The organism is Corynebacterium aurimucosum, assembly GCF_030408555.1.
Lineage (GTDB): Bacteria > Actinomycetota > Actinomycetes > Mycobacteriales > Mycobacteriaceae > Corynebacterium > Corynebacterium aurimucosum.
Window position 1 is genome coordinate 1,038,935 of record NZ_CP047048.1, and the last position, 24,466, is coordinate 1,063,400.

Consider the following 24,466-nt stretch of genomic DNA (forward strand, 5'->3'; position numbering starts at 1 on the left):
TAAGAAATAGTCCCTATTTATAGATAGCTCCTGGCGGTTAATCCTGTCATCCTGGCTCTCGTCGAGCTGCAACTCTCGCATAGCGTGGTTGCTAAGGAGGTGTGCCCAATTGGATTACAAGTACCTACACACTTGATCGGTGCTGCACGTTTCAGGGTCCGGGTGTGCGGCGTCCTGTCTGAGGTCCGCGATAGTGTCGCGCAGCACGGAGAGCTGCGCGATCTGCTGCTCGATCTCAGCGAGGCGCACGTCAAGCAGGTCGCGCACGTGCTCGCAGGGCGCCTGGCCGCCGTCGCGGATGTCGAGGATCTGGCGGATCTGGGCGAGGGTGAGGCCCGCGGCCTGGCCCCGGTGGATGAACCCGACCCGACCCACGGCATCCTCGGCGTAGTCCCGATAGCCGGAGGCCAATCGCTCGGCCGGAGGGAGCAGCCCCGACTCCTCGTAGAACCGCAGGGTCTTGGTCGTGGTTCCGGTTGCTTCCGCAAGCTGTCCGATCCTCATGTTCGCCGATTCCCCTTCCAATGGCCACCACACTTGACCTTCCATTGTACTGGAAGGTTCACAATGGTTCCATAGGAACTTTTGAACCACAGGGAAGAGACATCTGGAATGACAAACGAAAAGTTCGATCTGGCGATTATTGGTTCCGGCGGCGGAGCGTTTGCGGCCGCGATCCGGGCCACCGGACTGGGCAAGCGCGTCGTGATGGTGGAGCGCGGCACCGTGGGCGGGACATGCGTGAACACGGGCTGCGTCCCGTCGAAGGCGCTCCTGGCTGCCGCGGAGGCCCGCCACGTGGCGTTGGATTCGGCCCGCTTCCCTGGGGTGGCGGCCTCGGCGGGCCCGGTGGACATGCCGGCCCTGATTCAGGGCAAGGCCGCGCTGGTTGAAAGCATGCGCACGGAGAAGTACGTCGATCTGGCCGCGGACTACGGGTGGACGATGATCTCGGGGGACGCGTCGTTCACCGGAACCCAGGACGCACCGCTGCTCCGGGTGATCTCCCCGGATGGTGCAGTGAGAACGATCGAGGCCGGGCACTACCTCGTGGCCACTGGCTCCGCACCCTACGTGCCGCCCGTTCCCGGACTGGCCGAGGCCGGGTACCTGACCTCGACGACGGCGATGGAACTGGACGAGGTGCCCGAATCAATGCTGATCCTGGGCGGAGGCTATGTTGCCCTGGAGATGGCACAGCTTTTCTCCCGGCTGGGCTCCCGGGTGACCATGCTGGTCCGTTCCCGGTTGGCCTCGCAGGAGGAACCGGAGGCATCCAAGGCGTTGGCGGGGGTGTTCACCGACGAGGGGATCCGGGTGGTCCGGCGGGCCATGGCCGACTCCGTGGCCTCCGGCCCGGACGGGGTCTCGGTGACGGCAAACGTGGCCGGGGGCGAGGAGGTGTTCCGCGCTTCCCGCATCCTCGTGGCACTGGGCCGCCGCCCGGTGACCGAGGGACTGGACCTTGACGCCGTCGGGGTGAAGACCGGCGCATCCGGCGAGATCGTGGTCGATTCCCGCCTGGCCACGTCCAACCCGCGGGTTTGGGCCGCCGGGGACGCGACCGGCCATCGGGAGTTCGTTTACGTCGCAGCGGCCCACGGCGCCTTGGCCGTGGACAATGCGTTCACCGATGCCCTGGCCGAGGTCGACTACCGGCACCTGCCCCGGGTCACCTTCACCAGTCCCGCCATCGGGGCGGTCGGGATGACGGAAAAGGAAGCTGTCGCCGCCGGGATCAGCTGCGAGTGCCGGGTCCTCCCCCTGGAGTACGTGCCGCGAGCCGTGGTCAACCGCGACACCCGCGGCTTCATCAAGGTTGTCGCGGACCGCGACACCGGACGGATCCTGGGCCTCTCCGCGGTGGCCAAGGACGCCGGGGAAATCGCCGCCGCCGGCGTCTACATCCTCGAAGCGGGCATGACCACCGCGCAGGTCGCCGCCGCCTGGAGCCCCTACCTGACGATGGCCGAGGGCATCAGGATCGCCGCCAAGGCCTTCACCACCGACGTCTCCGAGCTCTCCTGCTGCGCCTGAGCTCCAGCCCCCACTACCGAAGCAAAGGAATGCCCTGACCGCCACCGACCAGGCCCTCACCTATCTGTTGTCCCCGAGCACCACCGCACCGACCACGGCACCGCCTGAGTCCCCATCCCCATTCCTGGAAGGAACCACCAGACACCATGACATACCCGAGATCCCGCCGTTCTCTGTCCGTTCCCCGGCCCAGGCACCTCGCCTCCGCCCTGTTTCTGGCAGCGGTCATGGCACTGACAACCGCCTGCGCCAGCTCACCGGGCGGCCCGTCGGCCGCGCCAGGCGGTTCGTCGCCCGACGCGGCCGGTGCCGTTGCTGTTACGGTCTCCGACATTGACGGCACTACCCGGACCATCCCGGACGGTAAGCCCGCAGCACTGTTCTTCTTCTCTGCCGGATGCGGTGAGTGTGCGGAAGGGGCCGATTCCCTGAACAAGGCCTCCACGGCCCTGGGAAGCTCGGCCGACTACCTCCTGGTGGACGTGGACCCCCGAGAACCGAAGGAGACCATCAACGGATTCCGCGATTACATCAAGGCCCCTGAGCTCCCTGCCGTCATCGACACCGAGGCCACACTGACCACCCGGTACAAGGTCACCTCCATAAGCACCCTGGTGGTGGTCGACGCGAAGGGCGACGTTACCTTCCGGGCCACCGACCCGTCTGCGGAAAAGATCCAAGAAGAACTCACCAAGGCCGGTGCCCAATGACAGCCCTGCTTGCCCTGGCCTTCGCCGCTGGAATGATTGCCCCGGTCAATCCCTGCGGTTTCGCCCTCCTGCCCGCCTGGATAGCCCAGACCATCGGGGACGCCCGGACGCGCCCGCTCGCGCTGCGTCTGGCCCACGGGCTCCGGGCCGGGCTCGCGCTCAGCCTCGGCTTCGCCGGGACCCTGGCAGCCTTCGGGCTGATCGTCAGCGCGGGCGCCAGGACCCTGATCAGCGCAGCGCCCTGGCTGGGAATGGCCACCGGGGTGATCCTTCTCCTGCTGGGCCTGGCCATGCTCACCGGACTCACACCACGGCTCCGTCTGCCGGCCTGGGCCACGAAACCCCGCACACAAGAAGCCGCAGGGGCAGGTCACAAAACCGGGCGCATGGTGGCCTTCGGGATCGGATACGCCGCAGCATCCCTCGGCTGCACCCTCGGGGTGCTCCTGGCCGTGATCGCCCAAGCCCAGGCCGTCGCCAGCTACGCCGGGCTGCTCGCGGTCTTCGCCGCCTACGCCGCAGGCTCGGCCACTGTCCTGATGCTCGTTTCGGCAGGCACGGCCATCGCCGGGGCCGCCCTCGGGCGAAGAATCACCGGCCTGGCCAAGCACAGCAACCGCATCGCCGCCTTCATCCTCACCATAACCGGCGCCTACCTCAGCTGGTATTGGTATCCCGCCGCCACCGGCGGAACCGCACAGGCCAACAGCCTCGCCGTATGGTCAGCCGCCGCCAGCGCCTGGATCAGCGACAACAGCACCCTGATCGCAGCCCTCGCCGCAGCCGTGGTGCTCGCATCGGCATTGGCCGCCCTCAACCGGCGCAGGAGACTGCGCATCAGACAGGGAACGCCGCCCACAGGCGAGGGCCCCGGGCAAAGCGGGGAACCCGACTGCTGCACACCAACTCCGGACAACAACTCGACCGAGGACCGGCCAGGCACGATCCCGTAGCTGGCCGAGGACTCCCAAAAGCAAGAGGGAGGGGGAACCTTGCCCATCTTCTGGCAAACGAGGCGCCCGCCTATCAGGACAGGTTGGTACAGCGGCATCAGGCCGGAAGTCAATTCGTGCAGAGGACTTCGGGCAATCCGTCAGGAGCCCTCTGTACCGCCCCCGCAATGATGGGAACGTCAGTGTGGTGGACTTCGGAAAGCCACAGTGACACCCACTAGTTGTACTCGACCGTGACGTTGGTGGCACTTTCGGTCTTGTGAAATAGCTAGGCCTCCTGGCTTAGTGGAGCACAGAGGCTAAGTCTCGCTTGTGGGATTACCCAGACGTTAAAGGAGAACCCGTTGAGCAATCAGTGGGACAAGGGATTAATGCTTACTTGATAGATGGGCCAAATGTACTTGTCACTAAGCGAATGAAACCGCTTAGTACAGTGGTCAGTCCAGCTGTACGAGGAAACCAGCCTACAGACGGCGGGAACTTAATCGTAGAGAAAAAAGACTACGCGAAGTGGTAGCCGACCCAATTGCGGCAAAATATCTTCGCCCGTTCCGCATGGGCAAGGAACTGGTGCGCGGCCTTGACCGCTGGTGTTTATGGATGGAGGATGATGATTTCATCCCTGGGGATATCTCCAAGTCCCCAGTGCTAAAAGAGCGTGTACAGAAGTGCAAGGCCTTTCGCGAACAGGCTTCACCGTCGGGTGACGCGTACAAACTGCGCGAAACTCCTCACTTGATGCGACAAAATTTCAATCGGCCCCGAGTCCCTTACGTAGGGATTCCAGCAGTTGTTTCCGAAACCCGTAGGTTTTATACCGCTGCTCATCTAGGGCCAGAAGTGATTGCCGGAAACAAGCTCTTCACAGCGGTAGATCCAGACGGTCTTCTGTTCGGGCTTATTTCTTCGTCTATGTTTATTACTTGGGGAAAACGGTCGGCGGAAGACTCAAATCTGACCTTAATTTCGCTAACACCTTGACGTGGAATACTTTCCCCGTGCCAGAGTTGGACGAGAAAACACGGCAGCGGATTATTAAGGCGGGCAAGAAGGTACTCGACGCTCGCGCACTACGCCCAGAGCGCTCACTGGCTGAGCACTACACTCCACTTGCTATGGCATCCGAACTCATTAAGGCTCACGACGGGCTCGACCGGGAGGTGGACAAGGCGTTTGGTGCGCCTCGTAAGCTCACTACTGTTCGTCAGCGCCAGGAGCTGCTGTTCGCCAACTATGAAAAGCTCATCTCGCACCAGTCCTAGGAACACTTGATATGCCTTGCCATATGGCGGGACATATGGCAAGGCATATGTCCACCCGTATGGAGCACCGTGGTTAGTGTTTGTGCTGATGGTGTCTATATTTCTCGGGGTAGAAGTGGGGTGTAGTGGTTGAGGAGGTTGCCTAAAAGCCCATGGCCTCAAGGGTAGAGGCCAGGCCCGAGCGATTGAGCTTTAACACGTGGCACATCCGCTTGACCGTGTACTCGGTTCGATGGTCATAGACAAACTGGAAGCGGATCACCAGCGTGTCTCTTCGGCAAAATATTTCGCGGCCTTACGCAGGATGTCGCGTTCTTCGCGCAGCTTAGAGACTTCTTTTGTCTCACTGGCGGATCCGCTCAGAATCAGTCGTCTCCTGGGCCTTGTCGCGCATGGTCTTCGTGCGGGCACGCTTGCCGGTGCCGTACTGCTTAAGCCAGGAATAAAGTGAGGAGCGATTGACTCCAAGCTCTGCTGAAGCCGCGTGGAGTGAAAGGTCCTCATTGTTTTCGTAGAGGGCCACAGCATCACGTTCGAACTGTTCGGAGTACCTAGGCATGGTGGTAGATTACCTTTCTTCCCAACCCAACCGGGCTGGATATCAGGTGTCTACCTAACAGGGGTCAGGTCCCCTGGCCCTGCTCGTCGTCTGAAACGACAATTCGGATCGCCAGCGGTCGGGCGATTGACGCTGCCGCTGAAGCTCAAGTGTGGGTCGTTGATGGAAGTTACTACCAGGAGGGGGAGAGTGAGGCGGTGGGCTAGATCTCTTTTAGGCGATTCCGCTTGGAGGCGAAGAGAACGCCTCCGCCGGTGATGATTGCGGCGGCAACAAGGTAATACGCCGGGGCGAGTTGGTTGTCGGTTTTGTCAATGAGCCAAGTGGCGATCATGGGCGCTGTGCCGCCGAAGACAGCGTTTGCCGTGTTGAAGGTGAGAGCAAAGCCGGAAAGGCGAACATGGGTGGGGAACTGTTCGGAGAGGAAGGAGGGGAGGACGCCGTCGTTAAGCGCAAGTACGCCGCCGAGGCACACCTGGATGATGATGACCAGGAGGATCCCAGCGCCGTCCAGGAGCATGAAGGCAGGAACAATGAAGAGTCCCATGAAAAGTGCAGCACACAGCATGGTCGTGCGGCGACCCAGGCGGTCTGATAGCAGGCCGGTGAGAAGTGCGAAGCCGACATAGAAAGCGGAAGCGACCGATGACGCAATGAAGGCAGGTGTTTCCGCCATGCCCAGCTCCTGGGAGAGATAGGTCGGCAGGTAAGTCAGGATGACATAGAAACCGATGGCGTTGAGAACTGCGCCCGAGAAGGCGATTGCCAGGGCCTTGGGGTATTTGATGACCTCGCGAAGAGGGGATTCCTCCGTGTCATCTTGATTCTCAAAGCGGGAAGACTCATCGGCGTTGCGGCGAATCCACAGGCCGTAAAGGCCCAGGGGTAGTGCGATGAGGAAGGGGACGCGCCAACCCCAGGAGATGAGGGCATCGTCGTCAAGCACGCCGGTGAGTAGTGCTGCGATGAGGGAGCCCAGTAGCAGGCCGGATGCTGTGGCGGAAGGCACGATTGCGGCGTAGATACCCCGCTTATGCGTCGGAGCGATTTCTGCGAGGTGCGTGGCTGCCCCGGCATATTCGCCAGCCGCGGAGAAACCTTGGACCATGCGCGAAAGCAGAAGTAGCAGGGTGGCGGCGAATCCGATTGCTTCGTAGCTGGGGAGGAAGCCGATCACGGCTGTCGCCAGCGACATCATCGTGATCGATACCGTCAGGGTTTGAATTCGTCCGTGTTTGTCACCAAAGTGTCCCCACACAATTCCGCCGAGCGGGCGGACGAGGAAGGAAAGCGCAAAGAGTGCGAATGTCATGATGAGCGCGCGGCGCCCTTCCATCTCCGGAAAGAAGACTCGGGAGATAATGGCCGACATATAAATGTAGGCCGCATAGTCGAACCATTCGATGAAGGTTCCTATGAAGGAGGCCTTGATGGCGCTGCGGTGTTGTGTGGAATCGGGGTCTGGTGGTGCTTGGGTTGACGTGGACATAGCTTCCACCGTACAGAAACTATGTGTGTTCCACGTCACTTATGTTCCTAAACGTTCACGCTGTCCCGTTCGTTCTCATCAGCGTTCATGATGTCATTGACGCCACCCTCGGCAGCATCCCAGGTTGCTTGGTCTTGGATGCCGGCGCGCTTGGCTACGATCGTGGCACACAGTGCCTGACCGGTGACATTGACGGCGGTGCGGCCCATATCAATGATGGGCTCGATGGCGAGCAAGAGGCCGACGCCTGCCAGCGGGAGGCCCAGCGTGGAGAGCGTCAGTGTCAACATGACGGTGGCGCCTGTCGTGCCGGCAGTAGCTGCGGAGCCAATGACGGAAACGAAGATGATGAGAAGGTATTGGGTCGGAGAAAGGTCAATTCCGTAGAACTGAGCGATGAAGATGGCGGCGATAGCCGGGTAAACGGAGGCGCAGCCGTCCATCTTCGTGGTAGCGCCGAGCGGGATGGCGAAGGAGGCGTATTCGCGAGGCACACCCATGGCCCTCTCCGTAAAGCGCTGGGTAACCGGCATGACTCCCATGGAGGAACGGGTGACGAAGCCGAGGGAGAATACTGGCCATACGCGCTTGTAGAAGCCGATGATTGGAATGCGGTTGAAAGCAAGGACGGCAGGGTAGACCACAACAATGACAAGGGCGAGTCCGACATACATCGCGAGGACGAACTTGCCTAAGGAGCTCAGCGCATCCCAGCCATAGGTGGACACGGCTTTGCCGATGAGGGCGGCGGTGCCAATCGGGGCGAGGCGAATGATCCACCAGAGGACCACCTGGATAACCTTGAGGAAGGACTCGGTAAAGCGCAGGAAGGGATCGGCTGCTTTGCCAGCCTTGACCGCAGCGATGCCCAAGGCCAAGGAAATGACAAGGAGCTGAAGGGCGCCGAAGCTGAGGGAGACTTCGCCGTCGCTAAGCGAAGCTTTGAGTCCAAAGAAGTTGGCGGGGACGAGTTGCTGGAGGAATGCGGTCCAGGAGCCAACGTTGGAGGGATCGGCGGCGGTGGAGGCGTCGACAGTCGTGCCTACGCCTGGCTTCATCACGAGGGCGACGAGAATGCCAGCCAAGACGGAGAAGAAGGCCGTAATGGCGAACCATACAAGAGTGGAGATTGCCAGCGAGGCGGCGTTAGCCACCTTGCGCAGGTTGGCAACCGAGGTGACGACAGCCGCGAAGATGAGCGGCGGGACCATCACTTTGAGCAATTGGACGTACGCGCCGCCGACGCCGGACAAGGTATCGGAGAGCCACGAGGACTCCATGCCGGAAGCGATGAATCCGAGAATAAGGCCGATAATGAGGCCGGCGATGACCTGGGCGCCAAAGCCGGTGGCCCACGAGGGCAGCGTGCGCGAGGATGCGCGGGAGGAAGTGTCGGACACGAGATTTTCCTTCTAGACAGTGTTGTATAGAAATGGACCATTTGGTTCGGTAAAGTCATACCGATCGGTTCATTAGAACATGTAACACCGTACGCTGCCCAGAAATTCCCCCGCAAATTATGGGATGCGCTTGGCCCACTCGTCGTTGAGGAACTTGGTGTCGACGAGGTGGCGGGCGGCGGCGAGTGTGTCGTCGGAAAGCTCGGCGTCGACGGCGCCATAGCGGGTGGCAAACTCGGTAGCCATAGTCTCGATGATTTCCTCGCGCGGCACGCCGGTTTGGCGGCGCAGCGGGTCCACGCGCTTCTTTGCGCTGGCTAGGCCCTTGGAAGAGACCTTGACCTTGCCGATGCGCAAGACCTCCATCATCTTGTCTGCATCGATGTCATAGCTCATCGTGGTGTGGTGGAGCACCGCGCTCTTGCGGCGCTTTTGGGCGGCACCGCCAATCTTTCCGCCGTCCGACGTGATGTCATTAATCGGCACGTACCAGGCGTTGACACCAAGCTTTCCGAGCGCCGCGAGAACCCATTGGTCCAGATACTCGTAGCTAGCCTCGTAGGAATAACCGGCTACGAGCGAGTCTGGGGCGTACAGGGAATAGGTTACGCAGTTGCCGCCCTCCATGAACATTGCGCCACCACCGGAGATTCGGCGCACTGGAACAATGCTGTGCTTGTCGACGCCCTCCTGGTCCAACTCATTGGAATAAGACTGGTAGGAGCCGAAGACCACGGCGCGGTCTTCCCACTCCCAGAAGCGGAGCGTAGGGCCGCGTTTTCCTTCCGCGACTTCGTTGAGGAGGACCTCATCGAGGGCGACGTTGACTGGGGTTGGGAGAACTCCTGGGCGCAGGATCTCCCAGTTGTGGTCGGTGAAATCGGTACCGCCGGACAGTGCACGTCTAACTGTGACGGCTAGGTGGTGGGTGTCAAAACCATGGAGAGCCACGGGTGAGTCGATTCGCGCAAGCGCGGCATCGAGCCGGGACTGGACGTCCTCGGTACTTGTGGCGGTAGTGATGCCAACCAGTGCTGGGGCTAGTGTCTCGTAGGCCTCCTCAGGCTCAAGAAAGAAATCGCCGGAGACCTTGGCTGCGGTAACGGTGCTGTGGGTGTCAATATCAAGATCTACGACGAGTAGTTTGCCGCCCGGGACTTTGAGTTCGAAGTGTTTCGTCTGGTTCATGATGTTCAGGGTACTCAATGGTGGAGTTGTGATGATTGGGAATGTAGACCAATTAAGGAATGTGCCGAACGGGGTGGGGGTAGATACCGTTTATTGGTTGTCCCTGTGGGCAACGTAAAGAATTGTATAGAGGATTGTTGTTGGGTGCTGTTTGCGGGTGCAGGTTGATGTTCTTTTGTTTCGGTCTGGGTATGGGGAGGGGGAGAGCTTCGTCGTTCTGGTAAGCTTGTGAGGTGCGTAAATGATCTCGTAATCTAATCGTTATAGCCAATGTGACCTGCGGCAAAGCGCGATTTTTGCAATGGGATGGGCTACAGCGGTGGCACATTGTGTATTTGTCCGTATGGTGGGTGACAGCGCAAACGAAATAGCAAATCGCCCCCCACTTCTTATGGTATATGGGGGTGATGTTGAGATCTGTGGTTTGCCAGTTTCATATAGACCAAATATAGAAAGGTTTAGAGAAATAATGGGTAAGAATATCAAGGATCTGTTTAACGCAACCGCATACGACAAGACCGGCGACAAGCTGGGCTCTGTCAAGGAGGTCTTCGTCGACGAGCAGTCCGGTCAGCCGACCTTCGTTGAGGTCAACCACGGCCTGTTCGGCATGAGCTCCAGCTTGGTTCCGCTCCGTGGTCACGATTTCACCGGTGAAGAGCTCAAGCTGGCCTTCTCCAAGGACCGCATCGAGAACGCACCGGACTTTGACTCCGATAAGCCGCTGACTCCTGAGGCACAGGCGGACATCTTCAAGCACTACAACCTCGAGAACGCACAGGATGTCACCACCTACCGTGACGAGCGTGATGAGCGCGCTGGTGCTGCCGGTGCTGGTGTGGCTGGCGCTGGCGTTGCCGGCGCTGGAGCAGGTGCGCACGCTAAGGATGAGACCGCTGCTACCGACCGTATTGACACTGACCGCGCTACTGCTACCGGTAACGGCGTCTCCAACAACGAAGGTGAAGTTATCCGCTCCGAGGAGCGCCTAGACGTCAACAAGGAGCGCGTGGCCACTGGTGAGGCTCGCCTGCGCAAGTACGTCGTGACCGATACTGAGACTGTTGAGGTTCCGGTCGAGCGCGAAGAGGTTCGCGTCGAGCGCACCCCGATTTCTGAGGCTGACGCTGCCAACTACACCGGCACCATTGGCGATAACGGAGCAGAAGAAGCCTCCGTCACCCTGCATGAAGAGCGTGTGAACGTAGAGAAGAAGACCGTCCCGGTGGAGAAGGTTAACCTCTCCAAGGAAACCATCAAGGACACCGAGACCCACACCGAGGATCTGCGCAAGGAGCAGATCGATACCGACGGCATCACCGAGACCCGCAAGTAATCTCGGTTAAGGGCTAAGAGGCTGGAGCTGCAAAGCTCCAGCTTTTCGCGTTTTAGGCCCGATCCTTGTCTTATGGTCTTAGGAAGGGTGGAAAACATGGAGGCAAACCAGTAGGTTTAAGACATGTCACGTTTTAGCCCACTGAACTGGCCCGTCGTACGCCAAATCCGCAACAAGGATGCCTTCGGCCGCGACCTGTCTACGCAGTCAGCTAAGAGTGAGGACCTGCAGGGACGCACCGTCGATGCGGATCGCGTCGTGCAGTCGGTCTGCCCCTACTGCGCAGTGGGCTGCTCCCAGCGCGTCTACGTGAAGGATGACAAGGTCATCCAAATCGAGGGCGATCCGGATTCCCCGATCTCCCGCGGCCGCCTCTGCCCCAAGGGCTCTGCTTCTGAGCAACTCATTAACTCCTCGACCCGCATCACCACGATCAAGTACCGAGCGCCCTATGCCACTGAATGGCAGGAGCTCGACGAAGAAACCGCGATGGATATGATCGCGGACCGTTTTGTGGAGGCACGCGCGAGGCATTGGGAGGACGTCGATAAGCACGGGCGTCGTCTCAACCGCACCATGGGCATCGCCGGTCTGGGTGGCGCGACGCTAGATAATGAGGAGAACTACCTCATTAAGAAACTGTTTACCGCGACCGGTGCTATTCAGGTAGAGAACCAGGCGCGCATATGACACTCCGCCACTGTTCCTAGTCTAGGAACATCGTTTGGCCGCGGCGGCGCGACCCAACCGCTGCAGGATATGGCGAATGCGGATTGCATCGTCATCGAGGGTTCTAATATGGCCGAATGCCACCCCGTGGGTTTCCAGTGGGTCGTCGAAGCCAAGAAGCGTGGTGCGCGCATTATCCACGTGGATCCGCGCTACACGCGTACGTCTGCCTTTGCGAACCGCCACATCGGCATTCGCGGTGGCACGGACGTGGTGCTGCTCGGCGCCATTATCAAGTACGTTCTGGATAATGACCTGTATTTCCACGATTACGTGGTGAATTACACCAACGCGGCGTCGATCATCTCGCCGGATTTCCAAGACACCGAGGACCTGGAAGGCCTGTTCTCCGGGTACGACGCGAAGAAGGGCAAGTACGTCACGGACTCGTGGCAGTACGTGCAAAAGCCTGAGGGCTCCTCGTGGAACGTGGAGAAGGACATGACGCTGGAAGATCCAAACACGGTCTTCCAGATCCTCAAACGCCACTACTCGCGCTACACCCCGGAGATGGTGGAGGAGACCTGTGGCATTGCGCCGGAGGACTTCTACTACTTGGCAGACTCGATTGCGCAGAACTCCACCCCGGAGCGCACCACGTGCTTCGCCTACGCGCTGGGCTTTACCCAGCACACCCTGGGCGCACAGTTCATCCGAACCGCGGCGATTCTGCAGCTGCTCATGGGCAATGTGGGCCGCCCTGGCTCGGGCATCATGGCCTTGCGCGGGCATGCCTCGATTCAAGGCTCGACTGATATTCCGACTCTCTTCAACTCGCTTCCGGGCTACCTGCCCATGCCACACGTGGATCAGGAGACCTGGGCGGATTACCTGGATTCCTTCCGGCAGGAAGACCAGAAGGGCTTCTGGCAGTTGGGTGAGAACTACGCGGTCTCGCTCATGAAGTCCTATTGGGGCGACGCCGCTACCAAGGACAATAATTGGGGCTTTGACCTTATGCCGCGCCTGTCCGGCGCGCACTCAACCTATGAGACATTGCTGGCCATGCTGCGCAAGGAAGTGGAGGGCTACTTTGTCTTCGGTCAGAACCCAGCGGTGGCGCAGTCCAACGGTGGTATGCAGCGCCGCGGACTGGCCGCGCTGAAGTGGTTGGTTGTCCGCGATTTCCAAGAGATTGAAACGGCAAGCTTCTGGAAGGATTCGCCGGAAGTCAAGAACGGCGAGCTCAAGACCGAGGAGATCGCTACCGAGGTATTCCTCATGCCTGCGGCAACGCACGTGGAGAAGTCCGGAACATTTACCCAGACCCAACGCATGGTGCAATGGCGCTTCCAGGCGACTCCGCCGCCGGGCCAGGCCCGCAGCGAGGCGTGGTTCTTCTACCACTTGGGCAAGAAGATTAGGGAGCGCTTGGCGGATTCGACCGACCCGCGCGACCTGCCGATTAAGTCCGTGACGTGGGATTACACCGAGGATGAACACGGGGATCCCAGCTCGGACGAGATTCTGCGTGAGATCAACGGCTACTACCTCGATGGGCCAAAGAAGGGTCAATTGCTGCCGAGTTTCACCGAGATGCGCGCCGACGGTTCTACCTCCGGCGGCTGCTGGATCTACACCGGTGTGTATAAGGACGGAATCAACCACGCCGCGAAAAAGGTCCCGGGCTCTGAGCAGAACGAAGTAGCACTCGAGTGGGGTTGGGTATGGCCGGCTAACCGACGCATCCTGTACAATCGCGCCTCCGCCAAGCCGGATGGCACTCCGTGGTCGGAGCGCAAGAAGTACATCTGGTGGGATGAGGACCAGGGCAAGTGGGTTGGTGACGATGTCCCGGACTTCCCGGTGACGAAGCGCCCGGACTATGTCGCGCCTGTCGACGCCGTCGGCCCCGACGCCCTCGACGGCGATGATCCCTTCATCATGCAGGCCGACGGCCTAGGTTGGCTGTTTGCCCCGAAGGGGCTGTCCGACGGCCCGCTGCCGACTCACTACGAGCCGCAGGAATCGCCGGTGCAGAATGCGCTGTACAAGCAGCAGCAATCGCCGACGCGGTTGACTATCAAGCGCGCGGATAACCTTTCCCGCCCCGAGCCAGGGGAGCGCGGTGCTGAGGTCTTCCCGTTTGTCTTCTCTACCTACCGTCTGACGGAGATGTACACCTCCGGTGCGATGTCGCGCCGCTTGCCTTACTTGGCGGAGCTGCAGCCGGGCTTGTTCTGCGAGGTGGACAAGGAACTGGCCGCCAAGCGTGGACTTGTCAACGGCGAGTGGGCCACTATTGTGTCGCCGCGTGGTGTCATAGAGGCGCAGGTTTTGGTGACGGACCGCATGGAGATGCTCACCATCAATGGTGAGGACTTCCACCAGATTGGCCTGCCCTTCCACTACGGAGAATCAGAGACCACCGAGGTGGCCGGCGATGGTGCCAACGATCTGTTGGGCCTGACCTTGGAGCCGAACGTGTTTATCCAGAACTCAAAGGTGGGCGCCTGCGATATTCAGCCGGGCCGGCGCCCGCGGGGCGAGGCACGAGTGCAACTCTTGCGCGAGTACCAAGAGCGGGCGCACCTTACCGTTGACTCGGGCAACCGGATCCTGGACGTCTCAGATGCTTTTAGCACGAAGAGCGATGCTTCTGAGGAGAACACCGGCGATGACGCCACCGCAGGCAATGTGGCGGACTATGAAGGCAAAGAAGGCTAAGGAGGACTAATGGCTAATCTTTTCACCGAAAAGGCTGATAAACACGGCTATGAGTCCTATCAGCGCATGGCGTTCTTTACCGATACCTCGGTATGCATCGGCTGCAAGGCTTGCGAGGTGGCCTGTAAAGAATGGAACCGCAACCCGGTGGAAGGCTATGCGGTCACCGGCAATTCCTATGACAACACAGTCTCGCTGGGTGCCAATACCTGGCGGCACGTGACCTTCATTGAGCAAAGCAATGAGCGTATTGAGCAGGCGCGCGAGGATGGGCGCAAGCTCGTCTCACTGGGGCTGCCCACAGTCTCCGCGCCAAGCGTCACCCCAGATACCGATGATTTTCGCTGGCTCATGTCCTCCGATGTGTGCAAGCACTGCACCAATGCTGGATGCTTGGACGTGTGCCCGACGGGCGCGCTCTTTCGTTCCGAATTCGGCACCGTTGTGGTGCAAGATGATGTGTGCAATGGCTGCGGGACCTGCGTTGCTGGGTGTCCTTTCGGCGTCATTGAGCGCCGCGATGACGGCGGCGTGACGCTGAAGGCGGACAAGACCGCCACCGTGGATTACGAGGTGCCTGACCACGCGGGTGTGAACGTGCTGGCAAAGCTGAAGCAGCTTAAGCCGCAAGGTCCAGACCATACGCCGGGACAGGCCATGCCGATCAAAAATTTGGGTGTAGCTCAGAAGTGCACCATGTGTTATGACCGGCTCAAGATTGGTGAACAGCCTGCTTGCGCTAAGACCTGCCCGACGGATTCTATCCAGTTTGGCCCTTACGAGGAGATGCTCGCGGCAGCGCAAGAGCGCGTGCGCGCCCTCCATGAGCAGGGGCTGACCGAGGCCCGTCTCTATGGCGCCAATTCCCAGGATGGAGTTGGAGGGACCGGGTCCATATTTCTGCTCCTCGATTCACCAGAGGTCTATGGTTTGCCGCCGGATCCGCGCGTGCCCACGGCGGATCTGCCGCAGATGTATAAGACTGCCGCGAAGGCAATTGGCGGCATGGCGTTAGCCGTGGCCGGGGCATTCATGTTGGGAGGCCGCAAGTGAGCGAATTTGATGAGTACCGCCCGCCGCAGGAGCCTAGGCGTCGTCGCGGCGGTGGCAAGAAGCGCCGGCGTGGACGAGTCGGCGCCGGCGCACAGGATGGGTCCAAAGAAGCGCGCATGGCGGAGGACTTCGAGTTCTCCTCGTATTACGGCAAGCCCGTAGTCAAGGCCCCGCCGTGGGAGTGGCCAATTGGTGGCTATCTGTTCCTCGGTGGACTTTCGGGAGGCTCGGCATTACTCGCCGCTGGCGCGCAGGCTACGGGTAACGCGCCTCTCAAACGTTCTACCCGATTGACGGCGTTCTCTGCGGCCTCGGTGGGCTCTGTCTTTCTGATCCTCGACCTTGGGCGCCCAGAGCGTCTTCTCAACATGTTCCGCGTTTTCAAGGTGACCTCTCCGATGTCCATCGGCTCGTGGATTTTGGGCAGCTTTGCTTCTGCCGCGTCGCTGCCTGCAGTCGTCGAGGCTGATGAGCTGGTCGGCGGTGTGCTGCCGAAACCGCTTCGCCGATCCCTTGATAAGGCAGCCGGCCCAGCGGGGGCCGTTGCGGGAGTTCTCGGCGGACCACTCGCTGGCTATACAGCGGTGCTGTTGGCTAATACCTCTAACCCGACATGGAACGATGCGAAGAAGCACTTGCCCTATGTCTTTGTTTCCTCGGCGTCGGCCGCGGCGGCGGGTGCCGCCATGGCCTTTACCCCGGTGAAGAACGCTGGGCCTGCACGCGCCCTGGGCATCACGGCCGCAGTGAGTGACCTAGTCGCGACGCGGATCATGGAAAATCACATGGAACCGGAACCCAGGCGGCCGCTGCATGAGGGATTGCCGGGAAAGCTCATGAAGGCTTCTGAATGGCTCATCGCCTCCGGTGGTGTGGGAACGGCCGTAGCTGCGGCGACCAAGTCACGCACCGTGTCGGTATTGTCCGGCCTTGCGCTCATGGCGGGATCTGCGTGCACCCGCTTTGGTGTGCTCAACGCGGGACTGGAAGCGGTGAAGGACCCAGCCACCACGATTGCTCCACAGAAGCGGCGTGCTGAAGCGCGGGGTGACTACGGCACTTCCGTCGTGACGGGCGGATAAGAACCCTCATTTTGTGACGGTAAAGAATTGCAAGAATGGCAAAGGGTTAGCAAAGAGATAGACCAATGTGATTGAGTAGAACGAGGTAAACATTCTCTCGTTCTCCCTAATCGTTCTGTTAAGGAATCATGTCTCTCTCCTTCTCCCAGCGCATCAAGCGTTTTTCCGTTGCTCTTTCCGCAACCGCTTTGGCCTGCAGTGCCGTGACCTTCTCTACCGCTACGGCCTCCGCAGACCCGCACCGCGGCGCCGACGCCGTGTTCTTCGGTGATTCTTTCTTTGCTAACCCCGGCTACAAGCAGGTGGCTGGCGTGCGGTCCGATCTTGTGCGTGCGGGCCTCAGCAGCATCGAGGGCAGCGGCTCGGAAGCAGGCGCTCCATCACCACAAGGCTGCCCGCAAGGAAAGAAGACAGTGGCCGCGGAGTACGGCAAGATCACGGGGCGCTCGGTGGCGAACTATGCCTGTTCGGCCGCCAAGGCTAGCGGGGGCTCCTTCCGGAAGGACTTTGATCAGCAGGTCGTTGGTGCCATTGCCAATAAACACCTCACTGCCGATACCAAGAGTGTCTTTGTGCAATTCGGCGCCAATAATCTGCAGGACATTGCTGTCTCGCAATTTAATAATGATTCCTACCGGCAGGCCATGGTGAATAACACGAATCGCATCCGTCAGGCTGCGCCGCATGCCACCATCACGTTTGTGGGGTACCCAGCTATCTCTGCCGCTAATGGCGCGATGTGCCCCGTGCGCTCTGGTACCAGCAGCGAGGTGGGTTTCAACATGGATGTGCTGGGCTTGGTTCGTTTGGGAGAGGACACCATTAACTCCGCGATGCGCACTGCGGCCTCCGCTGCTGGTGCCAATTACGTTGACCTCCGCCGCGCTTCCATCGACCACAACATGTGTGCTCCGGACTCTATTCGCTGGGTATCCGGCATCAGCGAGAAGTCCGTGACACACAATTTGTCCAATCACCTCACGCATGCCGGAGTCGATGGCGTCGCGCGCATTCTGAGCGCGCGTTCCTAAGCAGAGATAGAAATCCGCGCCTCACCCGGCACGGTCCGCCCGATAACTGGGTAGCCGGGTACCTCGCCGATGAGGAGGAGGCCACCGGAGGTTTGGGCATCGGCGAGGAAGACCAGGTCCTCTTCGCTCAAGTCCGAATCGAGGTGGGGGCGGACCCAATCTAGATTGCGGCGCGAGCCGCCCGGGATGAAGCCCTCCGCCAGGGCTTCCTTGGCGCCGTTCACCGCAGGAACAGCGGAGAAGTCGAGCTCGGCGCCGATACCGGAGGCACGGCACATCTTGTAGAGGTGGCCCAAAAGACCAAACCCGGTGACGTCGGTTGCTGCACGCACTCCTGCCTCCACCGCTGCCGCAGCTGCATCGCGGTTGAGCGTGGTCATGGAATCTACCGCGGCCTGAGAAACCTCACCGGTGGCCTTGTGCTTATTGTTGAGGATGCCCACACCAATCGGCTTGGTCAGCGTGATGGGAAGACCAGCCTCGGCGGCGTCATTGCGCATAATCTTGTCGGGGTGGACGGTGCCCGTGGCAGCCAAACCATAGGTGGGCTCCGGGGCGGTGATGGAGTGCCCGCCAGTAATCGAGATCCCTGCTTGGCTGGCCACATCCATGCCACCGCGCAGGACCTCGCGCAATATATCGAGGCTGAGCTTTTCGCGCGGCCAGCCCACGAGGTTGATGGCGGTGATGGGCGTGCCGCCCATGGCGTAGACGTCGGAAAGCGCATTAGCTGCTGCCACCCGGCCCCAGTCATAGGGGTCGTTGAGCATCGGGGTGAAGAAGTCCGCGGTGGAGATGACCGCCAGGCCGTCCTGGATGCGTACGGCGGCGGCATCGTCGCCGTCGTCAAGCCCCACCAGCACGTTGGGGTCCGCGGTGCCTACCAGGCCCGCCACAGCAGATTCGAGCTCACCCGGGGGAATCTTGCAAGCACAACCGCCACCGGCGGCAAAGGACGTAAGTTTAATGTCAGTCATAAGTACTACTTTAGCCCCGTGTAAGGTGAGCAGACGGAGGCGTACGTGTCCTGGTGGGCGCCCCGGTCTTCAAAACCGGTGAGGCCGAGTATCTCGGTCTGGCAGGTTCGATTCCTGTCCGTCTCCGCCATGAGCGCAGCTAGGAGGAACTTTGATGACTGACCCCCGCCGCTTCATCCCGAAGATGGATGAGATCCTCCAGTACCCGGCAGTGCGCACTGCGCAGGAGCGCAGTGCACCCCATAAGGTGCGCGCGATCATCGACGCCGTGCTTGCCGACGCCCGCTCCGGATCCCTCGACCCCACCCGCTTTCAGCAGGAGCTGGCCGACAGACTCGAAAGCGCACAGCCCTATTCCTTGCGCCGCGTCATCAATGCCACCGGTGTGATCATCCACACGAACTTGGGTAGGGCGCCATTGCCACCAGCCGCGGTGGACGCGCTCGCAGCCGCAGCCGGCTATACGGACGTTGAGATGGACTTAGACAGCGGTCAGCGCTCGCGGGATAGGGGACGCGGCGCGGTCGAGGCTGTCCTGGCCGCCTGTCCCGGCGCGGAGGACGCGCTGGTGGTTAACAATGGAGCATCCGCGCTGCTGCTGGCGACCGCCGCCCTGGCCCCCGGCAAGGAGGTCATCATTTCCCGTGGCGAACTTATTGAGATTGGTGCGGGCTTCCGTCTGCCGGAGCTCATCGAGTCCACGGCCACCCGCTTGCGTGAGGTTGGCGCGACGAACCGAACTCACCTGGCGGACTATGAGCGGGCCTTGGGGGAGAACACCGGGGCGATACTCAAGGTGCATCCCTCCAACTTTGTGATCAGTGGCTTCACGTCTTCTGTGTCGGTTGCTGAGTTGCGTGCGCTTACGGATGTGCCACTCATCGTGGATATCGGATCCGGGTTGCTCACCCCCGATGCGGTGCTGCCTGAGGAACCCTCGGCCAGCGAGGCTCTTCGAGATGGCGCAGACGTGGTGCTCTTTTCGGGGGATAAGCTTCTCGGCGGACCGCAAGCCGGCGTGCTGGTGGGAAAGAAGGAAGCGATCGCCGCGTGTAAGAAACATCCGCTGGCGAGGGCGGTGCGCATCGATAAGCTGCGGCTCAACGCCCTTGAGGCCTCCCTTGCCGCTCCTTCCAATGCCGTGCAGAATGCGCTGCACATCGACGCTCAGCGCCACCGCGAGCGCACCGAGAAGGTCGCTGCGGCGGTAGGCGGCGTGGTTGTCGAGCATGCCGGGCGTGTTGGTGGCGGCGGGGCGCCCGAGGTACCGCTGCCAGGCTGGGCTGTGGCGTTGCCAGAAGAGCTGGCCCGTCCGCTGCGGTTGGGCGAGCCTCCTGTGGTGGCGCGCGTGAACCAGGGCCGCTGCCTGGTGGATGTGCGCTGCGTGCCGGAGTCGCAGGACGCGGAGCTTATTGCTGCGATTCAGGCGGTGATGTAGGTGTACGTTGTGGCCACCGCCGGCCATGTCGACCACGGCAAGTCGAGCCTAGTCAAGGCGCTGACGGGAATGGAGCCGGACCGCTGGGAAGAAGAGAAGCGGCGCGGCCTGACCATTGACTTGGGCTTCGTGTGGACGAAGCTTGACTCCGGCGCCGATGTGGCTTTTGTCGATGTGCCGGGGCATGAGAAGTTCCTGGGCAACATGCTGGTCGGGGTGGGGCCCGCGCCGGTGGTGCTCTTTGTGGTGGCGGCCGATGAAGGCTGGCAAGCGCAGTCTACTGACCACCGGGATGCCCTGCGCGCCGTGGGAATCGAGCACGGAGTGGTGGCGCTGAGCCGCGCGGACAGGGCAGATGCCGCCCGCCGCGCTGAGGTAGTCGCGCAGGTTGAGACAGAGCTGGCTGGAACAGCGCTTGCCGACGCTCCCATCGTCGACGTCTCCGCAAAGACCGGCGAGGGCGTGGGGACATTACGCACTGAGTTGGACCAGGTACTCGCCGCTATGCCCGCGCCTGATCCCCAGGCGCGCGTGCGGTTGTGGGTCGATCGCGGCTTTAGCGTGAAGGGTGCGGGCACCGTGGTGACAGGAACGCTGGCGGCGGGGACTGTCTCGGTGGGGGATGAGTTGGAGCTTCATGGGCAACGCGTGACGGTGCGCGGAGTGCACAGTGAAAACAAGTCGGTGGATAGCGCCGGTCCAGTCACGCGCGTGGCCCTCAACCTTCGCGGGGTGGCCGCCGACCAGGTTCATCGCGGGGATGCACTGCTGAGCCCTGGGGGCTGGCGGGCGCTCGAAACCGTGGATATTCGCCGCACCTTTGGTACTGAGATGGCTGAGCTTCCCCAGAACCTCGTGGTGCACATCGGCACCGCGGGCGTTGGTGCCCGTCTGCGGCCATTAGGAGGTGAGTTCGCGAGGTTGACACTGGAAAGCCCGCTATCTCTCACGCTGCTTGATAGGTTCGTGGTGCGCAGCCCCGGCGGGCGACATGTAGCGGCAGGCTTCGAAGTCGTGGACATGCACCCGGCCGCGCTGAGTAGGCGCGGTGCAGCGAAGAAGCGCGCAGCTGAGCTAGAAGCCTTAGAGCCGACCAACCCGTCCGAGTGGCTCAAGCGCTGCGGCTACGCTTCGCGCGACGACCTCCTGCGCGATGGCTTTTCGGTGGAGGAAAAGCCGGCAGGGGTCATTGTTTTCCGCGAGTGGTGGATTGCCGCCCGCCAGGTAACCGCGTGGAAGAATGCCCTCGTTGAGGCAGTGGAAGCACATGCTGCGGCGAACCCGCTGTCCCCGGGGCTGACGAAGGCAGCGGCCATGGACGCGCTGAACCTATCGGAGCCGGCCCTGCTGGGGTTGGCGGTAGCGGCAGCCAAGCTCGAATCAGTAGATGGTGTGCTGCGCGTTCCCGGCAAGACCGTCGACCTTGGCCCTGCGGAGAAGGCAGTAGCTGAGCTCGAACAACGCCTGCGCGCTGAGCCCTTCGCTGCCCCGGAGGCAGAAGACCTCAAGGAATTGGGACTGGGCCCCAAGGAGCTCGCCGCCGCCGAGCGCGCCGGGCGCCTGCTCCGCCTGGCCAAGGGCGTTGTGCTTCTGCCTTCAGCTCCGCGTGCGGCTTTCGATGTGGCGGCACAGTTGGAACAGCCCTTCACCCTCTCGGCGGCACGTCAGGCCCTGGGCACGACGCGCCGGGTTGCTGTCCCACTGTTGGAGCACCTCGATGCCACCGGCGCGACCCGCCTAGTCGAAGGCAAACGCTTCGTGTGTGGGCCAAGGGAAAGAGCACCAAAGTAAAGGCACCATTTGCGGGCGGGTTTCAGAGAAATCCCAGGTCAATGAATTAGTGTAAGCGCATAAGGTGCCAGTTAAAAGGTGTCTTTAGGGGACGTGAAGGTACGCGAGCCGGTGGGCAGTGGTGAGGCAAGGGGATCCGCAGGCGTGGTGAACTCCCAGTCGGCATCAGGGTCGAGTGCCGGCGGGATGGCGGGATTGTTTGGGTCGAGCGGCAGCGGCGGGACCACAGGTGCGAAGAGCTCGGCAGACTGAGCCGGGGCAGCAGCGTCTTCGGGGGCGAGGGGAAGGTCCACTGCGATGCGCCCCGCGGCAGCATAAGCCCGAGCGACCAGGGAAGCACCTGATTGGGAGGCGGCCGCGAATGCGGTGGCCAGCGCCGGGGTATCGGAGAGTTCCCCGCACGGGCCGAGGACGAGGTTGTCGTGGGTGGCGAGGACGGTGTCGTCGAGAAGCGCAAGCGTCACGAAGAGCTGTTCGGTTCCCATCTCGCGCAGCTGATGTGTAGTGAGCTCTCCCTCCGCGACACGAACGAGAGCGCCGTGCCCACCGCTGAGCAGGGCAGTACCCGCTGGCTGATTGTTCGCGGGAATCATCCACGGGTCGAGCCCCAGAGCAACGGCCACCTCCACCTCACCGTCCACGATCTCGACGGTCGCATGTGTTGCTGCATTCATCGCCGCTGTGCGCAGCCGGTTCAGCGCTGGATACTCAGCGGACTCTTCGTCATCGAGCGCACCGAGAAAACCGAAATCCGAGCGGACGCGCCAGCCACCCGTAGTGGGGTCGGGGAGCAAGGACACGTCGACGAGCGCAGGCTGCTGCGCCAACCCCGGAATGCTCAACGCGGTAGAAAAGTTGACGTGCTCAAGAATCGCGACGTGCTCGACACCAAAATAAGACGGAGCCAGCGGATACAGCACCATGGTTGCGACAGTCACCTCGTGAGTCAGATGGGAAGCGATGGACTCCTTCCAAGCTTACGCAGAGGCCGGGTTAGACACGCTATAGTTTCCCACTATGGACTTAGCTACCATTGCCTTCGCTTTCAGCCTTGTGCTGCTGTCGGGCTTGTCGACGTCCATCGGAGGCGCCCTGGCCGTCGGAAAGCGGGAGCCAGGCCCGAAGTTCATGGCCACTGCTTTGGGGCTGTCTGCGGGCGTAATGCTCTACGTCTCCTTCATGGAAATCCTGCCGGAGGCCCTGAAGAAGCTAGAAAGCACCCTCGGGGACGAGGCGCGCGCCACCTGGACGATGATGGCGGCATTCTTCGCGGGTATTGCGATCATTGCCATCATTGACCGCCTTGTGCCCGAGGAGATTAACCCGCACGAGCCGGCCACCACCGAGGAGGACGCGCGGCGCAAACGGCTGATGAAGACCGGCATCTTTACCGCCTTCGCGCTGGCCATCCACAACTTCCCGGAAGGCTTTGCCACGTTTCTCTCAGGCCTCGAAGCCCCGGAGATCGCTATCCCCGTTGCCGTGGCTATTGCCATTCACAACATCCCCGAGGGCATTGCGGTAGCGGTACCTTTGCGCAGTGCAACGGGCTCACGCAAGAAAGCCTTCTGGTGGGCCACGCTATCTGGCTTGGCAGAGCCCCTCGGCGCCCTCATTGGCTTCGCGCTGCTGATGCCATTTATCGGGCCGATGACTTTCGGTATCTGCTTTGCCGTCATCGCCGGCATCATGGTGTTCATCTCCTTGGATGAGCTTTTGCCCACGGCGGAGGAGACCGGAGAACACCACTGTGCCATCTACGGACTGATCGCCGGGATGGCGGTCATGGCCGTCTCCCTCGCGCTGTTTATCTAAGGTCTATTTCACGCGCTCGGCGGTGGCCTTGACCGCCATGATGATGGTGACGATAACGGCGCCCAGAATAAAGCCGCACAACATCGACAAGCCGGTGTCCGCCAACCAGGCGAGGGCACCGTTGTTGATGCTCTCGGTCACGTGGTGGATAAAGCCATAAGGCTGTTCGGCGCCGAATTCGCTCAGACCCTTGACCACAATGTGGCCGCCGACCCACAGCATGGCGGCGGTGCCGATGATGCCGATGATATTGAGCACAATCGGCATGCCCTTCACCAAGGCGGTGCCCAGGGCGGAGTCACCATCGTGACGCTTGAGCAGGGCGACGCCGATGTCATCCATCTTGACTAGCAGCCCGACGGCGCCATAGACGCCCAATGTGAGGAGGACACCAACGGTGACCAAGGCGCCGAGGCGCAGCCAGAAGGGCTGATCAATGACCTCGTTGAGGGAGATCACCATGATCTCGGCGGAGAGGATGAGGTCGGTGGTGATAGCGGATTTCACCAGGGAGTCCTCGGCATCGGGGCCCTTTTCTTCCACGGTCTGTTCGTCCTTATCACCGCGGTGAAGGACAGCATGGAAGATCTTCTCTGCGCCCTCGAAGCACAGGTAAGCACCACCGCACATGAGGATAGGGGTGAGCGCCCACGGCGCGATCCACGACAGGATGAGCGCAATCGGCAGGATGATGACGAGCTTGTTGATGAGCGAGCCCTTGGTGATGCGCCAAATCATGGGCAGCTCACGCTGCGGCTTGACGCCCTGGACATATTGGGGCGTGACAGCGGCGTCGTCGACAACGACCCCGGCGGCTTTCACCGAAGTCTTTCCGGCCAATGCTGCCACGTCGTCGACGCTGGAGGCAGCGGAGCGGGCGATCAGGGCGACGTCGTCAAGCAGGGCAAAGAGACCACCGGCCATGGCTCACATCCTTTTAAGGTGGGGG

Annotated in this window: 19 protein-coding genes, 1 tRNA gene and 2 pseudogenes; 14 read left to right on the forward strand and 8 right to left on the reverse strand. The window is 61.3% G+C overall.

Going from position 1 to position 24,466, the window contains the following annotated elements; translation table 11 throughout:
- Positions 1-114: 114 nt before the first annotated feature.
- On the reverse strand, positions 115-504 hold the full coding sequence (locus CAURIM_RS04930) for a heavy metal-responsive transcriptional regulator (RefSeq protein ID WP_004601215.1): 390 nt from the start codon (positions 502-504) through the stop codon (positions 115-117).
- 108 nt (positions 505-612) lie between these two features.
- On the opposite strand from CAURIM_RS04930, the gene merA reads away from it, so the two are divergent.
- The 5 genes and pseudogenes from merA (at position 613) to CAURIM_RS04955 (ending at position 4,962) form a co-directional block, all read left to right on the forward strand.
- Positions 613-2,037 (forward strand): mercury(II) reductase, encoded by a 1,425-nt coding sequence (merA, locus tag CAURIM_RS04935; RefSeq protein ID WP_070701667.1) that lies wholly within the window; start codon positions 613-615, stop codon positions 2,035-2,037.
- Between the two features lie 146 nt (positions 2,038-2,183).
- Complete coding sequence (locus CAURIM_RS04940; protein ID WP_070645317.1) at positions 2,184-2,747, forward strand: TlpA family protein disulfide reductase; 564 nt, start codon at positions 2,184-2,186, stop codon at positions 2,745-2,747.
- Positions 2,744-3,700 carry a cytochrome c biogenesis CcdA family protein gene (locus tag CAURIM_RS04945; protein WP_005326045.1) on the forward strand — a complete coding sequence of 319 codons (957 nt, stop codon included), beginning with the start codon at positions 2,744-2,746 and terminating at the stop codon, positions 3,698-3,700. Before CAURIM_RS04940 ends, CAURIM_RS04945 begins: the two co-directional genes overlap by 4 nt.
- Before the next feature lie 555 nt (positions 3,701-4,255).
- Positions 4,256-4,647: pseudogene (locus tag CAURIM_RS04950) on the forward strand (type IIL restriction-modification enzyme MmeI); the annotation flags it as partial.
- A 51-nt stretch (positions 4,648-4,698) separates the two neighbouring features.
- Positions 4,699-4,962, forward strand: a complete 264-nt coding sequence (locus CAURIM_RS04955) for a type IIL restriction-modification enzyme MmeI (RefSeq protein ID WP_236659289.1) — start codon at positions 4,699-4,701, stop codon at positions 4,960-4,962.
- Positions 4,963-5,140: 178 nt separating this feature from the next.
- Here the strand turns inward: CAURIM_RS04955 and CAURIM_RS04960 are convergent.
- The 4 genes and pseudogenes from CAURIM_RS04960 to CAURIM_RS04975 form a co-directional block, all read right to left on the reverse strand.
- A pseudogene (locus CAURIM_RS04960) lies at positions 5,141-5,521 on the reverse strand (transposase); the annotation flags it as partial.
- A 202-nt stretch (positions 5,522-5,723) separates the two neighbouring features.
- Positions 5,724-7,010 (reverse strand): MFS transporter, encoded by a 1,287-nt coding sequence (locus CAURIM_RS04965; protein ID WP_070645313.1) that lies wholly within the window; start codon positions 7,008-7,010, stop codon positions 5,724-5,726.
- Between the two features lie 47 nt (positions 7,011-7,057).
- Positions 7,058-8,410, reverse strand: a complete 1,353-nt coding sequence (locus tag CAURIM_RS04970; protein WP_070446994.1) for a dicarboxylate/amino acid:cation symporter — start codon at positions 8,408-8,410, stop codon at positions 7,058-7,060.
- A gap of 117 nt (positions 8,411-8,527) precedes the next feature.
- Positions 8,528-9,598, reverse strand: coding sequence for a lipoate--protein ligase family protein (locus tag CAURIM_RS04975; protein ID WP_201828424.1), 1,071 nt, complete (start codon positions 9,596-9,598; stop codon positions 8,528-8,530).
- Positions 9,599-10,067: 469 nt separating this feature from the next.
- Between CAURIM_RS04975 and CAURIM_RS04980 the strand changes: the two genes are divergently transcribed.
- The 5 genes from CAURIM_RS04980 (at position 10,068) to CAURIM_RS05000 (ending at position 17,496) form a co-directional block, all read left to right on the forward strand.
- The gene (locus tag CAURIM_RS04980) at positions 10,068-10,934 is read left to right on the forward strand and encodes a PRC and DUF2382 domain-containing protein (protein WP_070645308.1); all 867 of its coding nucleotides are present in this window, start codon (positions 10,068-10,070) and stop codon (positions 10,932-10,934) included.
- A 123-nt stretch (positions 10,935-11,057) separates the two neighbouring features.
- On the forward strand, positions 11,058-14,330 hold the full coding sequence (fdnG, locus tag CAURIM_RS04985) for a formate dehydrogenase-N subunit alpha (protein WP_236659288.1): 3,273 nt from the start codon (positions 11,058-11,060) through the stop codon (positions 14,328-14,330).
- A gap of 9 nt (positions 14,331-14,339) precedes the next feature.
- The gene (locus CAURIM_RS04990; RefSeq protein WP_201828422.1) at positions 14,340-15,383 is read left to right on the forward strand and encodes a 4Fe-4S dicluster domain-containing protein; all 1,044 of its coding nucleotides are present in this window, start codon (positions 14,340-14,342) and stop codon (positions 15,381-15,383) included.
- Positions 15,380-16,465, forward strand: coding sequence for an NrfD/PsrC family molybdoenzyme membrane anchor subunit (nrfD, locus tag CAURIM_RS04995; protein WP_070446985.1), 1,086 nt, complete (start codon positions 15,380-15,382; stop codon positions 16,463-16,465). The genes CAURIM_RS04990 and nrfD overlap by 4 nt, the downstream gene beginning before the upstream one ends.
- A gap of 128 nt (positions 16,466-16,593) precedes the next feature.
- Positions 16,594-17,496, forward strand: a complete 903-nt coding sequence (locus CAURIM_RS05000) for a GDSL-type esterase/lipase family protein (protein ID WP_070645300.1) — start codon at positions 16,594-16,596, stop codon at positions 17,494-17,496.
- Here the strand turns inward: CAURIM_RS05000 and selD are convergent.
- Positions 17,493-18,473: a selenide, water dikinase SelD gene (gene selD / locus CAURIM_RS05005; protein WP_070446981.1), complete on the reverse strand. Its 981-nt coding sequence runs from the start codon at positions 18,471-18,473 to the stop codon at positions 17,493-17,495. The two genes, CAURIM_RS05000 and selD, sit on opposite strands and share 4 nt — an antisense overlap.
- Before the next feature lie 35 nt (positions 18,474-18,508).
- On the opposite strand from selD, the gene CAURIM_RS05010 reads away from it, so the two are divergent.
- The 3 genes from CAURIM_RS05010 to selB all read left to right on the forward strand — a co-directional run bounded on the left by CAURIM_RS05010 (position 18,509) and on the right by selB (position 21,702).
- A tRNA-Sec gene (locus CAURIM_RS05010) sits at positions 18,509-18,603 on the forward strand.
- A 24-nt stretch (positions 18,604-18,627) separates the two neighbouring features.
- Positions 18,628-19,911: an L-seryl-tRNA(Sec) selenium transferase gene (selA, locus tag CAURIM_RS05015; RefSeq protein ID WP_201828421.1), complete on the forward strand. Its 1,284-nt coding sequence runs from the start codon at positions 18,628-18,630 to the stop codon at positions 19,909-19,911.
- Positions 19,912-21,702 (forward strand): selenocysteine-specific translation elongation factor, encoded by a 1,791-nt coding sequence (gene selB / locus CAURIM_RS05020; protein WP_201828420.1) that lies wholly within the window; start codon positions 19,912-19,914, stop codon positions 21,700-21,702. It begins immediately after the preceding gene.
- 71 nt (positions 21,703-21,773) lie between these two features.
- Here selB and CAURIM_RS05025 read toward each other — a convergent pair whose 3' ends face one another.
- Complete coding sequence (locus CAURIM_RS05025; protein ID WP_236659287.1) at positions 21,774-22,640, reverse strand: hypothetical protein; 867 nt, start codon at positions 22,638-22,640, stop codon at positions 21,774-21,776.
- Between the two features lie 79 nt (positions 22,641-22,719).
- Between CAURIM_RS05025 and zupT the strand changes: the two genes are divergently transcribed.
- Positions 22,720-23,517, forward strand: a complete 798-nt coding sequence (gene zupT, locus CAURIM_RS05030; protein WP_201828419.1) for a zinc transporter ZupT — start codon at positions 22,720-22,722, stop codon at positions 23,515-23,517.
- Positions 23,518-23,520: 3 nt separating this feature from the next.
- Here the strand turns inward: zupT and CAURIM_RS05035 are convergent, their stop codons facing one another.
- Complete coding sequence (locus CAURIM_RS05035) at positions 23,521-24,441, reverse strand: DUF808 domain-containing protein (RefSeq protein WP_201828418.1); 921 nt, start codon at positions 24,439-24,441, stop codon at positions 23,521-23,523.
- Between the last annotated feature and the right edge of the window lie 25 nt (positions 24,442-24,466).

Bases quoted from the DNA above. Each gene is read 5' to 3' on its own strand.
- CAURIM_RS04930 (WP_004601215.1), bottom strand. From the start codon at position 504: ATGAGGATCGGACAGCTTGCGGAAGCAACCGGAACCACGACCAAGACC.
- merA (WP_070701667.1), top strand. From the start codon at position 613: ATGACAAACGAAAAGTTCGATCTGGCGATTATTGGTTCCGGCGGCGGA.
- CAURIM_RS04940 (WP_070645317.1), top strand. From the start codon at position 2,184: ATGACATACCCGAGATCCCGCCGTTCTCTGTCCGTTCCCCGGCCCAGG.
- CAURIM_RS04945 (WP_005326045.1), top strand. From the start codon at position 2,744: ATGACAGCCCTGCTTGCCCTGGCCTTCGCCGCTGGAATGATTGCCCCG.
- CAURIM_RS04965 (WP_070645313.1), bottom strand. From the start codon at position 7,010: ATGTCCACGTCAACCCAAGCACCACCAGACCCCGATTCCACACAACAC.
- CAURIM_RS04975 (WP_201828424.1), bottom strand. From the start codon at position 9,598: ATGAACCAGACGAAACACTTCGAACTCAAAGTCCCGGGCGGCAAACTA.
- CAURIM_RS04980 (WP_070645308.1), top strand. From the start codon at position 10,068: ATGGGTAAGAATATCAAGGATCTGTTTAACGCAACCGCATACGACAAG.
- CAURIM_RS04990 (WP_201828422.1), top strand. From the start codon at position 14,340: ATGGCTAATCTTTTCACCGAAAAGGCTGATAAACACGGCTATGAGTCC.
- CAURIM_RS05000 (WP_070645300.1), top strand. From the start codon at position 16,594: ATGTCTCTCTCCTTCTCCCAGCGCATCAAGCGTTTTTCCGTTGCTCTT.
- selD (WP_070446981.1), bottom strand. From the start codon at position 18,473: ATGACTGACATTAAACTTACGTCCTTTGCCGCCGGTGGCGGTTGTGCT.
- selA (WP_201828421.1), top strand. From the start codon at position 18,628: ATGACTGACCCCCGCCGCTTCATCCCGAAGATGGATGAGATCCTCCAG.
- zupT (WP_201828419.1), top strand. From the start codon at position 22,720: ATGGACTTAGCTACCATTGCCTTCGCTTTCAGCCTTGTGCTGCTGTCG.
- CAURIM_RS05035 (WP_201828418.1), bottom strand. From the start codon at position 24,441: ATGGCCGGTGGTCTCTTTGCCCTGCTTGACGACGTCGCCCTGATCGCC.